Here is a 14167-nt window from a genome sequence, read left to right as displayed (position 1 = left end):
GATTTCCCACTGCCGACTATGCGCCTTGACTGGCCAGGCGGTCAAGATTCGTTGGTCACACTTCGACTCGTCCATAAGGCCTCTGTCTCGTACAGTGAGGCACCCGGTTACCGACGAGTAATTTCGTCCAGTCGCGCCGCGACCGACCCCTGGAGGTTCCCGATGACGCACCTCGACGAGATCCAGCAGGCGATCCTCGACGGCCGCCTCGACGCGATCGCCGAGCTGCCCGTGCCCGAGAGCTACCGGGGCGTCACCGTGCACGCAGACGAGGTCGACATGTTCGAGGGCCTCGAAAGCCGGGACAAGGACCCGCGCCGCTCGCTGCACGTCGACGAGGTCCCGACGCCGGAGCTCGGCCCCGGCGAGGCGCTGGTCGCGGTGATGGCCAGCGCGATCAACTACAACACTGTCTGGACGTCGATCTTCGAGCCGATCCCGACGTTCAAGTTCCTGCGCAAGTACGGGAAGCTCTCGCCGCTGGCCAAGCGGCACGACCTGCCGTATCACGTGGTCGGCTCGGACCTGTCCGGCGTCGTGCTGCGCACCGGCGCGGGCGTGCACAACTGGAAGCCCGGCGACGAGGTCGTCGCGCACTGCCTGAACGTCGAGCTGGAAGGCCCGGACGGGCACAACGACACGATGCTCGACACCGAGCAGCGGATCTGGGGCTTCGAGACGAACTTCGGCGGGCTCGCCGAGGTCGCGCTGGTCAAGGCGAACCAGCTCATGCCGAAGCCGGCGCACCTGACCTGGGAGGAATCCGCCTCCCCGGGGCTGGTGAACTCGACCGCGTACCGGCAGTTGGTGTCGCGCAACGGCGCGGACATGAAGCAGGGCGACGTCGTGCTGATCTGGGGCGCGTCGGGCGGCCTCGGTTCGTACGCGACGCAGTACGCGCTCAACGGCGGAGCGATCCCGGTGTGTGTCGTGTCCAGCCCGGAGAAAGCGGAGATCTGCCGGAAGCTCGGCGCGGAGCTGATCATCGACCGCACCGCGGAGGGCTACCAGTTCTGGAAGAACGAGAACGAGCAGGACCCGAAGGAATGGCAGCGGTTCGGCGCGAAGATCCGCGAGCTGACCGGCGGCGAGGACCCGGACATCGTGTTCGAGCACCCGGGCCGCGAGACCTTCGGCGCGTCCGTTTACGCCGCGCGCAAGGGCGGCACCATCGTCACCTGCGCGTCCACCTCGGGCTACATGCACCAGTACGACAACCGGTACCTGTGGATGAACCTCAAGCGGATCATCGGCTCGCACTTCGCGAACTACCGCGAATCGTGGGAGGCCAACCGGCTGATCGCGAAGGGCCTCATCCACCCGACGCTGTCGAAGACGTACTCGCTCGAGGAGACCGGCCAGGCCGCCCTTGACGTGCACCGCAACGCGCACCAGGGCAAGGTCGGCGTGCTCGCGCTCGCCCCGGAAGAAGGACTCGGCGTGCGCGACGAGGAGCTGCGCGCGAAGCACCTCGACGGCATCAACGCCTTCCGCGGTGCGTGAAGGCAGACCACCTGCCCGATCGGTCCGGCCGCTCGGCGCACGAGCGGCCGGACCCCGTGGGTGCTCACCCGTCCGTGACCGCGGAGCGACTACGGTGGTGTCATGAGTCTTGGCGATGAACGCGAACTCGTGCCGCTGGGAGCCGGCTTCGACGTAGCGAAGCGGGGGTACAGCCGGGCCCAGGTCGACGAGCACCTGGAACGGCTCGACGGCGACCTGAAGATGCTCACCGCCGACCGCGACGCCGCCATCGCCCAAGCCGGCGATCTGGCCCGGCAGCTGGAGGTCGCGCGCGGCGAGATCGCCGATCTGCGCGGTCAGGTCGACCGGCTCGCGCAGCCGCCGACGAGCGTCGAGGGCCTGTCCGAACGCCTCCAGCGGATGCTGCGGCTGGCCCAAGACGAGGCCGCCGACACGCGCGCCCGCGCCGAGGCCGAGGCGGGTCACATCCGGGCCAAGGCGGAGACCGACGCCAGCGCCATGCGCGCCCGGTACGAGCAGTTGCTCACCGAACTCGACCTGCGCCGCAAGGAAATGGAAGCCGAGCACCGCAAGGTGCTCGAGGACGCGCGCGCCGAGGCCAAGCGGATCACCGACGAGGCCGAGGCCGAGCGCAAGAAGCTAGACGCGGAGTCCGAGGCCCGCCGCACGCAGGTCGAGGAAGACTTCGAGATCGCGATGGCGACCCGCCGCGCGGAGGCGATGCGCGTGCTGGCCGAGCAGGAGGCGGCCAGCAAGGCGGAAGCCGAGCGCCGGGTCCGCGAGGCCGCCGAGGACGCGGCCGCGATCCGGGCGAAGGTGCTGGAAGAGGAGACCGCCGCCAAGGCCGACATCGACCGCCGCCAGCGCGAATCGGTCGCCGACGCGAACAAGCGCCGCCAGGACTCGATCACCGAGGCCAACGCGCGGCTCGCGGAAGCGGCCGACGAGGCCCGCCGCCGCGTCCGCACGGCCACCGACGAGTCCAACCGCCGGATCACCCAGGCGAACGAGCGGGTCGAGGCCCTGCGCAGCGTGCGGGCGAGCCTGGCCGAACAGGTCCGCTCGGCGCGCACGGTGCTGGCCGAGGCACAGCACGTGCTCGGCGAGATGGACGGCGAGGTGCCCGCGGACATCAAGGCCGAGACCGCCAACGGGTCCGGTCCGAAGTCCGGCACGAACGGATCTCCGGCCGGCTCGAAGGCCGGCGGTACCGCTTCGGGTGCGCAAAACAGCAAGCCCAGCACTCCGGCCGGGCAGAACTCCGCTGGTCAGGGCGGCAAGAACGCCCCGGCGAACAGCGGAAAGCCCGCGGCGAGCGGCGATGTCGAGCAGACCGTCCGGCTGCGCACGTCCGACGTGCCCAAGCCGCAGCCGCAACCGCGCCCGGCGGGAAAACCGACTGGCGAGTAACCTTCCCCCGCGAAGGGGCCGCGCCGCCCCGCTGACCGATTCGCCGGGAGGTAGTGGATGGCTGTCTATCGGACTGTGGTGGTGGGCACGGACGGGTCCGACTCGTCCTTCGCCGCGGTGGACAAGGCGGCCGGGGTGGCCGCCGACGCGGGGGCGACGCTCGTCGTCGTCTGCGCGTACCACCCGGCCAGCCGCCAAGACGTGGAACGCGCGCAGGACGAACTGGGCGACGAGGCCTACCAGGTAGTCGGCTCCGCGCCCGCTGAGGACACGCTGCAGTCCGCGCGGGACCGCGCGGCGAAGGCCGGCGCCACGAACATCGAAACGGTCGCGCTGGAGGGTCAGCCGGTCGACATGCTGCGCAAGGTCGTGAAGGACCGCTCGGCTGATCTCCTGGTGGTCGGCAACCGCGGGCTCAACACCCTGACCGGGCGGATCCTGGGCTCGGTGCCGTCGGAGGTGGCCCGGAAGTCGGGCGTCGACGTGCTGATCGTGCACACCACCTGAGGCCGTGGCCGATTCTTCCCGGGACCTGCAGCAGCGGCTGGAACGCGCCCTGCTGGGCGGCCCCCGCCGCTACACCCGGCTCGAGGTAGCCAAACGAGCCGGAGTACCCGAAGAACGCTCGCGCCGGCTGTGGCGGGCGCTGGGTTTCGCCACCGTCGAAGACGACGAGATGGTGTTCACCGACGCCGACGTCGAAGCCATGCGCATCGCCGACGGTCTGGTGAGTTCCGGGTTGGTCGCGCCCGGAATGGAAGTCGCGGTGACCCGTGCCCTCGGCCAGCATCTTTCCCGGCTGGCCGAGTGGCAGGTCCACATGCTGTGGTCGCTGATCACCGAAAACCCGGAGCTGGCCCGCAGCGACCGCCAGGTCACCCGCCTGGTCGAGCGCCTGCTCCCCGAACTGGAGCAAGTGCAAAACTACGTCTGGCGCCGCCACCTGGCCGCTTTCGCGGGCCGCGCCTTCGCCAGCCCCGACGAGGACCTGGAAACGCGCGCCCTGGTCGTCGGCTTCGTGGACATGGTCGGCTACACCAGATTCACCAGGGAAGCCGACGAAGAAGAACTGACCCAGGTCCTGGACGGCTTCGAATCCCTGGCCACTGAAGTCATCGCGGAACACCACGGCCGAGTCGTGAAAATGATCGGCGACGAAGTCCTCTTCGTCACCGACACTCCCGCCGACGGCGCCGAAATCGCCCTGACGCTAGCCGAACGCACCGGCGAAGACGGCGGCCTCCCAGCAGTCCGGGCCGGAATGGCGTCCGGGAGGGTCCTTTCCCGCTTCGGCGACGTCTACGGCTCCGTGGTGAACCTGGCTGCCCGGCTCACTTCAGCCGCGCGCCCCGGGACCGTGCTGGTCGATCGCGAACTGGCCGGGGAACTGGAATCGCTGCCACAGTTCGATCTCCGCACCCGCCGCCCGATCGCGGTGCGCGGCTACAACCGCCTCCGCCCGTCAGCCCTCCGCAGGGCCAAGGACAAACCCACCGGCCGCTTCGCGTCGTCCCAGCAGCTGGCCGCGGAAATGCTAGGCCTAGGCGACCCCGCCCCGCCCGAAACCCCACAACCAGACGACTTCCCCACCCCCGCCGCGCCACGCAAACGCCGCCGGCGCCGCTAACCCCGTTCCGCACGACCCGCCGCCGGTCGTGAGGGACCCCTTCCCGGACTTAGCTTCCCTCAAGGAGCCCTCCACAGCCCGCCGCCCACCCCGCGCCGGATGCCGCCCCAATGCGGCATTGGGTGCGTCAGACGCACCGAACGCCACATTGGGTGCGTCCCACGCACCCAACGCCACATTGGGGCGCAAGCCCCACCACCTACGACACCGCAGCCGATGCACCCAACCATCGAGGCACCCAGCCCCTCCCCCGCACCCCGATACGAAGCCTCCCTGCGGTCTGGGGGTGCTTGTCAAGGCATCTTTCCCGCCTTGACAAGCACCCCCAGACCGTCAGCACAATCAAGCTTCGGGGTGCCCCACGCAACCACCAGCGATGTCGCCGCCAGGCGACGAGCATTCAAGCGTCAAAATCCACAGTAACCCGCTCAGAAACCGGATGAGACTGACAGGTCAGCACAAACCCAGCCTCCACCTCAGCCTTCTCCAACGCGAAATTCCGCCGCATGTCAACGGAACCCTCAGTCACCTTCGCCCGGCAGGTCCCGCAAACCCCGCCCTTGCAAGCAAATGGCAAGTCCGGCCGAAACCGCTGAGCCCCATCCAGCACCGAAGACTCACGGGGCAAATTCATCGTCGTAGACCGACCGTCCAGCACCAACGTCACCTCAGCCGAAGCACCGGCAACAGCGGGATCAACATGCTTGACCGGCTCCGGCGGCACATCGTCCACATAGAACAGTTCCTGATGAATCCGTTCCCCGGGAACCCCCAACGCGCCAAGAAGATCCTGCGCGGAAGCGACCATCCCAAACGGCCCGCAAAGCCAGAAATGGTCAACATCCTCAACCGGCACGATCGACTCGAACAACGCACGCAGCTTGTCCGCATCCAACCGCCCAGTGAACAACTCGGCCTCGCGCGGCTCCCGGGACAGCACATGCACCAGCTCAAGCCGCGCCGGATACCGATCCTTCAAATCAGCCAGATCATCAGCGAACATCACCGTGTCGGTACGCCGATTCCCATACAGCACAGTCACCGAAGCATCCGGCGTCGCCAGCAGAGAGGCCGCAATAGACAACACCGGCGTAATCCCAGATCCAGCAGCGATCAGCACATGGTGACCGCCAGCAGCAAGATCCGGAGTAAACGAGCCGGTCGGCGCGGAGACCTCAACAGTGTCCCCAGGACGAACCTCATTGACCAGCCAAGACGAGAACACCCCGTCCGGCACGAGACGCACGCCGACGCGCGGGCGCTCTCCGGCCGGGGCGCAGATGGAGTACGAGCGGCGCTCGTCGCGCCCGTCCACCACCCGGCGCAGGGTGAGCGACTGCCCAGGCGCGAAGGCATAAGTCTCGGCAAGCTCGGGAGGCACGTCGAAGGTGACGGCCACGGCGTCGTCGCAGAGCCGCTCAACCTCAGCCACCCGCAACGAATGGAATCCGGCACGGCGGGAAACGGTGGCAGTCACTCAAATCTCCTTGACGTGTTCGAACGGCTCCCAGCAGGACCGGCAGCGCCGCAAGGCTTTGCAGGCAGTCGCACTGAACCGGGACTGCTCCTCGGTATCCGAAGACCCGCAATGCGGACAGGCCACCCGCCGCACGGAAGGCCCGAGTGTCAACGGAATCGGCCCGGCAACCCGCTTAGGCGCGGCCCCCGGCGGCGCGATCCCAGCCTCGGCGAGCTTCCGCCGCCCGTCCGCACTGATCCAATCCGACGTCCAAGCCGGTTCCAGCACAGTGCGAATATCGATCTCGGTATACCCAGCACCCCGAAGGGCATGCTCCAGGTCGTCCCGCATGGTGTCCATCGCCGGGCAACCGGTGTAGGTCGGCGTAATGGAAACCGTAACCCGGCCGTCCTCTTCGGACACCTCGCGCAGCACGCCCAGATCCGCGAGCGTCAGCATCGGCAGCTCGGGATCAGTGACCGTGGCAGCCACCGCGACCGCGGTGTTGGACGCCGCCTCCGCGGGAAAGAGCACTTCGGCGGTCACCACGACGCCCCAGGCATCGCCCGAGCCACACTCTGCATCTCGGCCAGCAGGAACCCCATCTGCTCGGTATGCACGCCGTCACGCCCCATCCGGCCGGAAACCCCAGCGACAGCCCCGATCTCCGGCCGCTCCAACGTAGCCGCCGCCAACGCCTGATCCAGAACAGCGTCGAACTCCGGCCGCACCGAAACCGCATCGACCAGCTCAGCGGGATGGCTCGCGAACAACTCCTCGACATACGGCCACACCGCGGCCAGCCCTTCGGCCATCCGCTCGTGCGACAACGACGTCCCGTCGCCCAGCCGCACCAGCCACTGCGCGGCATAGTCCCGGTGATAGGCCAATTCCTTCACCCCCTTGGCTGCGATAGCCGCCAGCACCGGGTCCACACTGGACTCCAGCTGCTGGAACAGCGCGAGCCGCCAGGTCGAGAACACGAACAGCTGCGCGATCAGCTGCCCGAAGTGCCCGCCGCCCAGCTCAGCCAGCCGAACGTTCCGGAACTCGTTTTCCGCCCGCAGGAACGCGAAGGTGTCCTCAGACCGATCGGTGCCGTCCGCTTTACCGGATCGAGCCAGCAACAGGCGAGCCTGGCCGAGCAAGTCGAGTGCGATGTTCGCGAGAGCGACCTCGTCCTCCAGCTCGGGCGCATTGCTGACCCACTCCTGCAACCGGTGCGAGAAGATCAACGCGTCATCGCCCAGCATCAGGCAGTACGCGGCGAGCTGCGCACCGTCCACTCCGGACGGAACCGAAGCGTCCACGCCGGACAAAGGATCGGCGAACCCGGTACCGAAAGCCCACCGGGCGTCGTTGTCCTCGGTGATGGCTTCGTAGACGTTGTCAAAGGACATCCCAGACCTCACATGTGGGGAACGTTGTCGGGAATGTCGTAGAACGTCGGGTGCCGGTACACCTTGTCCCCGCTTGGCGCGAAGAACGGGTCCTTCTCGTCCGGCGACGACGCGGTGATGTCCGAGGCGCGAACGACCCAGATCGACACTCCTTCGTTGCGGCGCGTGTAGAGATCGCGTGCGTGGTGCAGCGCCATCTCGTCGTCCGCCGCGTGCAGCGAACCCACGTGGACGTGGTTCAGTCCCCGCTTCCCGCGGACGAAAACCTCGTACAGCGGCCAGTCGTGCTTCATGCCGAAACCTCTTTCTTGGCCGCGTGCGCCGCCGCGGCTTCCCTGACCCAGGCGCCTTCGTCGTGCGCGCGGCGGCGGTGCGCGATCCGCTCCGCGTTGCACGGGCCGTTGCCCTTGAGCACGTTCTTGAACTCGTCCCAGTCGACCGCGCCGAAGTCGTAGTGCTCGCGCGAGGCGTTCCACTTCAGCTCCGGGTCGGGGAACGTCACGCCGAGCGCCTCGGCCTGCGGCACGGACATGTCGACAAAGCGCTGCCGCAGCTCGTCGTTGGTGTGCCGCTTGATCTTCCACGCCATCGACTGCGCGGTGTTCGGCGAATCCGCGTCCGGCGGGCCGAACATCATCAGCGACGGCCACCACCAGCGGTTCACCGCCTCCTGCACCATGTCCCGCTGCTGCTGCGTGCCCCTCATCATGGTCATCAGCAGCTCGTAGCCCTGCCGCTGGTGGAAGGACTCCTCCTTGCAGATCCGGATCATCGCCCGCGCGTAGGGCCCGTACGACGACCGGCACAGCGGCACCTGGTTGCAGATCGCCGCGCCGTCCACCAGCCAGCCGATCACGCCGACGTCGGCGAAGGTCAGCGTCGGGTAGTTGAAGATCGACGAGTACTTCTGCCTGCCGGTGATGAGCTTGTCGGTGAGGTCCGCGCGGTCGGCGCCTAGCGTCGCCGCGGCGGAGTACAGGTATAGCCCATGGCCGGCCTCATCCTGCACCTTCGCGAGCAGGATCGCCTTGCGGCGCAACGAAGGCGCGCGGGTGATCCAGTTGCCCTCCGGCTGCATGCCGATGATCTCCGAATGCGCGTGCTGCGCGATCTGGCGGATCATCGTCTTGCGGTAGCCCTCGGGGATCCAGTCGCGCGGTTCGATGCGCTGGTCCCGTTCGATGGTGTGCTCGAAGAGGGCTTCGAGTTCGGGCTCTGCCACAGCGGTCACGGCTGCTCCTTCGAGACGAGGGTGAGCACGTCGTACTTCGCGACCGAGTCGCCGTCCTGGTTGGTGACGTCGGCGTCCCAGCGGACTTCGCCGTACTCCTGGTCGATCCGCGGCGTGATCTGCTTGGCCGTCAAGGTGACTGTCAGCGCGTCGTCGACCTTCACCGGCGTGAGGAAGCGCAGGTTCTCCAGGCCGTAGTTGGCCAGCACCGGCCCCGGCTCGGGCGACACGAACAGGCCCGCCGCGAACGAGACGACCAGGTAGCCGTGCGCCACGATGCCGCCGAACAGCGGGTTCGCCGCGGCGGCCGCTTCGTCGGTGTGCGCGTAGAAGGTGTCGCCGGTGAACTCGGCGAAGTGGTCGATGTCGGCGCGGGTGACGGTGCGCGGACCGGCCACCACGGTGTCGCCGATGCTCAGCTCCGCCAGCGACTTCCGGAACGGGTGCTCGCCTTCGACGCGCGGACCGCCCTCGACCCACCGGCCGGTGACGGCGCCGAGCACCCTCGGGCTGCCCTGCACGGCCGTGCGCTGCATGTGGTGCAGCACGCCGCGGATACCGCCCATCTCCTCGCCGCCGCCCGCGCGACCGGGGCCGCCGTGCACCAGCTGCGGCATCGGCGAACCGTGCCCGGTGGATTCCTTCGCGTCTTCGCTGTCGAGCACGAGCAGCCGGCCGTGATACGGCGCGACGCCGAGCACGATTTCGCGGGCGAACACCGGGTCGCCGGTCACGACCGACCCGGCCAGGCTGCCGCCGCCGCGTGCCGCGAACTCGATGACCTGCTTGACCGACGTGTACGGCATCAGCGTGGACACCGGGCCGAACGCCTCGACCTCGTGCGGTTCGGCGCGCTCCGGGTCGGCCTTGAGCAGGATCGGCGAGATGAACGCGCCGGTCGCCTCGTCGCCGTCCACGACATCGACGTGCTCCGGGTCGCCGAAGACGATGCTGCCCGCGTCGAGCAGCGCCTTCAACGACCGACGCACCTCCTCGCGCTGCTCCAGGCTGGCCAGCGCGCCCATGCGGACGCCCTCGGCGTTCGGGTTGCCGACCGTCACCTTGGCGAGCCGGGCACTGACCGCTTCGGCGACGTCGTCCAGCATCTCGGCCGGGACGAACGCGCGGCGGATGGCGGTGCACTTCTGCCCCGCCTTCACCGTCATCTCGGTAGTCAGCTGCTTGACGAACAGATCGAACTCCGGCGTGGACGGCCGGGCGTCCGGGGCGAGGATCGAGCAGTTCAGCGAGTCGGCCTCGGCGTTGAACCGCACCGAGTTCCGCACGATCGCCGGATGCGCGCGCAGCTTCTGCGCGGTGGACGCGGAACCGGTGAACGACACCAGGTCCTGCGCGGTGACGTGGTCGAGCAGATCGCCGACGCTGCCCGCGACGAACTGCACCGTGCCCTCGGGCAGGATGCCGGATTCGACGATCAGCTCCACGAGCCGCGCGGTCAGGTATGCGGTCTGGCTGGCCGGCTTGATCAGGCTCGGCACGCCGGCGAGGAACGCGGGCGCGAACTTCTCCAGCGGGCCCCACACCGGGAAGTTGAAGGCGTTGATCTGGATCGCGACACCCTGCAGCGGGGTCGCGATGTGCTGCGCGACGAACGTGCCGCCGCGGCTCAGCGGCTCGACCGCGCCCTCGACGTACACGGTGTCGTTCGGCAGCTCGCGCTTGCCCTTCGAGCCGTAGCTGAACAGGACGCCGATGCCGCCGTCGATGTCGAACTTCGAGTCACCCAGCGTCGCACCCGTGCGCGCCGACAGCGCGTACAGCTCTTCGCGGTGCTCGCGCAGGTGCGAAGCGAGCGACTTCAGCAGCGCGGCTCGCTGATGGAACGTCAGCTTCCGCAACGCCGGACCGCCGACGCTGCGGCCGTACTCGAGCGCCGCGGCGAAGTCGATCCCCTCCGACGAAATCCGGGCCACTTCCTCCCCGGTCGCCGCGTCGTGCAGCGGGGCGCCCTCGCCCGGCGCCGTGTGCCATCCCCCGGAGACGTAGCTGCGGAGCAGAACCATGCCGACCCTCTCGCCGAATTACCAACCGGACGTTCAGTAATTCGCAGGATAGCCGTTCTCCTCGCCGACCGGAACCCCCGCATCGCTTGACACCGCACCAGGCGCGGCCTTTACTGGGCCCCAGCCGGGATTACCGGCCATTCGGTCAGTAAGTCACCATCCCGGAGGGCTACCTCGTGACCCGCAACGCCGCGCACGCCATGTTCGACACCGACGAGGCGTCCCGCTCCCTCGGCATCGAACTCGTCGAGGCGGCCGACGGCCGGGCGGTGGCCACGATGAAGGTCACCGAGACGATGGTCAACGGGCACGACATCGCCCACGGCGGTTACGTGTTCCTGCTGGCCGACACCGCTTTCGCCCTCGCCTGCAACACGCACGGGCCGGTCACCGTCGCCGCGGGCGCGGAGATCTCGTTCGTCGCCGCCGGAAAACTGGGCGACCACCTCGTCGCGACGGCCGCCGAGCGCACCCGCTACGGCCGCAACGGCATCTACGACGTCACGGTGCACCGGGAGACCCCCGAAGGGCCCGAGGTCGTCGCCGAATTCCGCGGCCGCAGCCGCGTCATCGAGAAGACCCGGGAAGCACAGTGACCCCCACGACCGCAGACCTCGCCGAAACCGTCAGCGCCGACGAACTGGCCGCGCTCCAGCTGGAACGGCTGCAGTGGACCCTGCGGCACGCGTACGAGAACGTCCCGCTGTACCGCAAGAAGTTCGCCGAAGCGGGCGTGCACCCGGACGACTGCCGCGAACTGGGTGACCTGGCGAAATTCCCCTTCACCACCAAGGCCGACCTGCGCGAGAGCTACCCGTTCGGGATGTTCGCCGTGCCGCAGGACCAGATCCGCAGGCTGCACGCGTCGAGCGGCACCACCGGGAAACCGACCGTCGTCGGCTACACCGAGGACGACCTCGACACCTGGGCCACCGTGATGGCGCGCTCGATCCACGCCGCGGGCGGACGGCCGGGGCACAAGGTGCACGTGGCGTACGGATACGGCCTGTTCACCGGCGGGCTCGGCGCGCACTACGGCGCGGAAAAGCTCGGCTGCACGGTGATTCCGGCGTCCGGCGGCATGACCGCGCGGCAGGTCCAGCTGATCACGGACTTCAAACCGGAAATCATCATGATCACGCCGTCCTACATGCTGACGCTGCTCGACGAATTCGAGCGCCAGGGCGTGGATCCGCGGGCCAGTTCGCTGAAGGTGGGCATTTTCGGCGCGGAGCCGTGGACCGAGCAGATGCGGTCCGAGATCGAAGAACGGTTCGCCCTCGACGCGGTCGACATCTACGGCCTGTCCGAGGTGATGGGCCCCGGCGTCGCGCAGGAATGCGCGGAAACCAAGGACGGCCTGCACATCTGGGAGGACCACTTCTTCCCCGAGGTGATCGACCCGTTCACCGAGCAGGTGCTGCCCGAGGGCGAACGCGGCGAACTGCTGTTCACGTCGCTGACCAAACAGGCGCTGCCGATCATCCGCTACCGCACCCGCGACCTGACCCGCCTGCTGCCCGGCACCGCGCGCCCGGCCTTCCGCCGGATGGAGAAGGTCACCGGCCGCAGCGACGACCTGATCATCCTGCGCGGCGTCAACGTTTTCCCCACGCAGATCGAGGAAATCGTGCTGCGCACCGAGGGATTGAGCCCGCACTTCCAGCTGGTCCGCTCGACCCGCGGCCGCCTGGACCACCTCACCGTGCGCGTCGAAGCCCGCGCCGACACCACCGCCGACGCCCGCACCGCCGCGGCTGCCGCGGTGGCCGCCGGGGTGAAGGACGGCGTCGGCGTGAGCGTTTCGGTGGAGGTCGTGGACCCGGACACGCTGGAGCGCTCGCTCGGTAAAATGCGCCGCGTGCTGGACGAACGCTCGTGACTGCCCCCGCTCGCCGCGGCCGGCCCGGCTACGACCTGGAGTCGCTGCTCCAGGTCGCGGTCAAGCTTTTCAACGACCGCGGCTACGACGGGACCAGCATGGAGGACCTGTCGCGCAAGCTCGGCATCACGAAATCCGCGATCTACCACCACGTGCCGAGCAAGGAGGAACTGCTGCGGCTGGCGGTGGGCCGGGCGCTGGACGGGCTGTTCGAGGTCGCGGAGTCCACCGAGGCACTGGACGGGCGTGCGATCGACCGCTTGGAGCATCTGGTGCGCGGAAGTGTGCTGGTGCTGGCGGATCGGCTGCCGTTCGTGACGTTGCTGCTGCGGGTGCGGGGCAATACGAAGGCCGAGCGGGCGGCGTTGGCGCGGCGGCGCGAGTTCGATCATCTGGTGACGGATCTGGTCAAGCAGGCCGAAGCCGAGGGGGATGTCCGTCCGGACATCGACCCGGCGATCGCGGCGCGACTGCTGTTCGGCACGGTGAACTCGCTGATCGAGTGGTACCGGCCGCGCCGTGGATCGTCTCCGGAGGAACTGGCGGACGCGGTGTGCAAGATGGCGTTCGACGGGTTGCGCGCCTAGCGGTTATCCCCAGGCCGCTTCGAAATCGGCGTCCGGTATCGACTGCAGAAAGTCGGCGGCCGCGAATGCCTCGCCCGGTGCCAGCGCGCCCGAGCCGCGGTACCGGCCGTCGAGAAGGCGGGCAGTGGCCTCGACCAGAATCGGTGCGGTGCTGGCGTAGATGTCGCGCCCGGTCGCGGTGCCGCGGCGAATCTGCGTCCCGGAGCCGACGGTGACTTCGACGGCGAACCGTTGCGCCGAGCGTCCGTGCGGGGCCTGGGTTTCCGGGTCGTGCAGGTCGTCGAGCGGGGCGGTGTTCAGCCAGGAACGCAGGGTTCCCACCGCGAGATGCCGATTGATGGTGACAACCTCGGAGAACGGCAGCTCCACAGTGGACTGTGCGCCGATCGGCTCCGGGAAGTCCCATTCCCCGGTCGCTGCCGGATCGGAGATCGGGACGAGGGCGCCGTCGCGGATCACCAGCCGGGTCGCGGTGTTGCGGGCGCCGGTGACCCGGGTTCCCTCCGTGGGCCACCACCGGTCGAGTCCGATGGCGATTTCGACCTCGTCTGCGGACTTCTCGGGACCGAGCACGGCGGTGAGGAGCAAATCGGCCAGCCCGCCGTAGAACGCCATCGCGGGCATTACGACGGTCTTTGCCGAGCGGGCGGCTGCGTCGAGTTCGCGGTAGAGCTGCTGGACGGCTGGCTGCTCCGCGGTGACGTCCAGGTAGTGAGTGCCGGTCTCGACGGCTGCCTTCGCGAGCGGGAGCGCGGTGTCCAGGAACGGGCCAGCACAGTTGATCACCACCGCGACGTCGTTGAGGAGCGCCCGCAGACCAGGCCCGTCATTGATGCTCGCCGCACGCCGCTCCGGGTCCGTGAACTGCGCGAGCCGCGAGAGACTGCGCCCCGCGACGATCGGCTGAAGGCCGCGCCGCCGCAGCTCGTCGACCACGAACTTTCCGGTATGGCCGCTTGCGCCGTAGACCAGGACACGCTGGGAATCTGTCATGCCGTCGATTCTGGATACTCCCGCGAGCCACTGGTGAGTGTCTGAAAGGACGCTTTGCGTACAGTATCG

General features: G+C 68.6%; 14 protein-coding genes. 7 read left to right on the top strand and 7 right to left on the bottom strand.

Translation table 11 applies throughout. The annotated features are described in order from the left end of the window. Nucleotides 1–162 precede the first annotated feature (162 nt). The 4 genes from ccrA (at nucleotide 163) to L3Q65_RS44125 (ending at nucleotide 4522) form a co-directional block, all read left to right on the top strand. A complete protein-coding gene (ccrA, locus tag L3Q65_RS44140) occupies nucleotides 163–1503 on the top strand; it encodes a crotonyl-CoA carboxylase/reductase (RefSeq protein WP_037811912.1) in 1341 nt (446 codons plus the stop codon). Between the two features lie 129 nt (nucleotides 1504–1632). Then, nucleotides 1633–2895: a chromosome segregation protein gene (locus tag L3Q65_RS44135; RefSeq protein WP_370648244.1), complete on the top strand. Its 1263-nt coding sequence runs from the start codon at nucleotides 1633–1635 to the stop codon at nucleotides 2893–2895. Nucleotides 2896–2952: 57 nt separating this feature from the next. Next, entirely contained in the window at nucleotides 2953–3402 is a 450-nt protein-coding gene (locus L3Q65_RS44130; RefSeq protein WP_182892309.1) for a universal stress protein, read from the top strand. A 4-nt stretch (nucleotides 3403–3406) separates the two neighbouring features. Then, nucleotides 3407–4522, top strand: coding sequence for an adenylate/guanylate cyclase domain-containing protein (locus L3Q65_RS44125; protein WP_237598299.1), 1116 nt, complete (start codon nucleotides 3407–3409; stop codon nucleotides 4520–4522). 400 nt (nucleotides 4523–4922) lie between these two features. On the opposite strand, the gene paaE is transcribed toward L3Q65_RS44125, so the two are convergent. From paaE to paaZ, 6 genes are read right to left on the bottom strand one after another with little or no spacing between them, the layout of a single operon-like run. Next, entirely contained in the window at nucleotides 4923–5999 is a 1077-nt protein-coding gene (paaE, locus tag L3Q65_RS44120; RefSeq protein ID WP_237598298.1) for a 1,2-phenylacetyl-CoA epoxidase subunit PaaE, read from the bottom strand. Continuing rightward, entirely contained in the window at nucleotides 6000–6527 is a 528-nt protein-coding gene (gene paaD, locus L3Q65_RS44115) for a 1,2-phenylacetyl-CoA epoxidase subunit PaaD (protein WP_255751337.1), read from the bottom strand. Continuing rightward, nucleotides 6524–7381, bottom strand: a complete 858-nt coding sequence (gene paaC / locus L3Q65_RS44110) for a 1,2-phenylacetyl-CoA epoxidase subunit PaaC (protein WP_237598297.1) — start codon at nucleotides 7379–7381, stop codon at nucleotides 6524–6526. Before paaC ends, paaD begins: the two co-directional genes overlap by 4 nt. Before the next feature lie 8 nt (nucleotides 7382–7389). Next, nucleotides 7390–7674, bottom strand: a complete 285-nt coding sequence (gene paaB / locus L3Q65_RS44105) for a 1,2-phenylacetyl-CoA epoxidase subunit PaaB (RefSeq protein ID WP_009073848.1) — start codon at nucleotides 7672–7674, stop codon at nucleotides 7390–7392. Then, a complete protein-coding gene (paaA, locus tag L3Q65_RS44100) occupies nucleotides 7671–8612 on the bottom strand; it encodes a 1,2-phenylacetyl-CoA epoxidase subunit PaaA (protein WP_182892314.1) in 942 nt (313 codons plus the stop codon). The genes paaB and paaA overlap by 4 nt, the downstream gene beginning before the upstream one ends. Beyond that, complete coding sequence (paaZ, locus tag L3Q65_RS44095) at nucleotides 8609–10636, bottom strand: phenylacetic acid degradation bifunctional protein PaaZ (RefSeq protein WP_182892315.1); 2028 nt, start codon at nucleotides 10634–10636, stop codon at nucleotides 8609–8611. The genes paaA and paaZ overlap by 4 nt, the downstream gene beginning before the upstream one ends. Nucleotides 10637–10836: 200 nt before the next feature. Here paaZ and paaI point away from each other — a divergent pair, with 200 nt between their 5' ends. The 3 genes from paaI to L3Q65_RS44080 are packed head-to-tail and all read left to right on the top strand — an operon-like array spanning nucleotide 10837 to nucleotide 13105. Continuing rightward, a complete protein-coding gene (gene paaI, locus L3Q65_RS44090) occupies nucleotides 10837–11232 on the top strand; it encodes a hydroxyphenylacetyl-CoA thioesterase PaaI (protein WP_182892592.1) in 396 nt (131 codons plus the stop codon). Continuing rightward, nucleotides 11229–12518 carry a phenylacetate--CoA ligase PaaK gene (gene paaK, locus L3Q65_RS44085; protein WP_237598296.1) on the top strand — a complete coding sequence of 430 codons (1290 nt, stop codon included), beginning with the start codon at nucleotides 11229–11231 and terminating at the stop codon, nucleotides 12516–12518. Before paaI ends, paaK begins: the two co-directional genes overlap by 4 nt. Then, nucleotides 12515–13105 carry a TetR/AcrR family transcriptional regulator gene (locus tag L3Q65_RS44080; protein WP_037811921.1) on the top strand — a complete coding sequence of 197 codons (591 nt, stop codon included), beginning with the start codon at nucleotides 12515–12517 and terminating at the stop codon, nucleotides 13103–13105. The genes paaK and L3Q65_RS44080 overlap by 4 nt, the downstream gene beginning before the upstream one ends. Before the next feature lie 3 nt (nucleotides 13106–13108). On the opposite strand, the gene L3Q65_RS44075 is transcribed toward L3Q65_RS44080, so the two are convergent. Beyond that, nucleotides 13109–14098, bottom strand: a complete 990-nt coding sequence (locus L3Q65_RS44075; RefSeq protein ID WP_182892317.1) for a trans-acting enoyl reductase family protein — start codon at nucleotides 14096–14098, stop codon at nucleotides 13109–13111. Nucleotides 14099–14167 lie beyond the last annotated feature (69 nt).

This window comes from Amycolatopsis sp. FU40 (assembly GCF_021903635.1).
GTDB lineage: Bacteria > Actinomycetota > Actinomycetes > Mycobacteriales > Pseudonocardiaceae > Amycolatopsis > Amycolatopsis dendrobii.
This window is presented reverse-complemented; position numbering and strand designations above follow the sequence as displayed.

Coding starts and splice junctions, on each gene's coding strand:
- paaZ (WP_182892315.1), bottom strand. CDS start 10,636: ATGGTTCTGCTCCGCAGCTACGTCTCCGGGGGATGGCACACGGCGCCG.
- paaI (WP_182892592.1), top strand. CDS start 10,837: ATGTTCGACACCGACGAGGCGTCCCGCTCCCTCGGCATCGAACTCGTC.
- paaC (WP_237598297.1), bottom strand. CDS start 7,381: ATGTCCTTTGACAACGTCTACGAAGCCATCACCGAGGACAACGACGCC.
- ccrA (WP_037811912.1), top strand. CDS start 163: ATGACGCACCTCGACGAGATCCAGCAGGCGATCCTCGACGGCCGCCTC.
- paaB (WP_009073848.1), bottom strand. CDS start 7,674: ATGAAGCACGACTGGCCGCTGTACGAGGTTTTCGTCCGCGGGAAGCGG.
- L3Q65_RS44075 (WP_182892317.1), bottom strand. CDS start 14,098: ATGACAGATTCCCAGCGTGTCCTGGTCTACGGCGCAAGCGGCCATACC.
- L3Q65_RS44130 (WP_182892309.1), top strand. CDS start 2,953: ATGGCTGTCTATCGGACTGTGGTGGTGGGCACGGACGGGTCCGACTCG.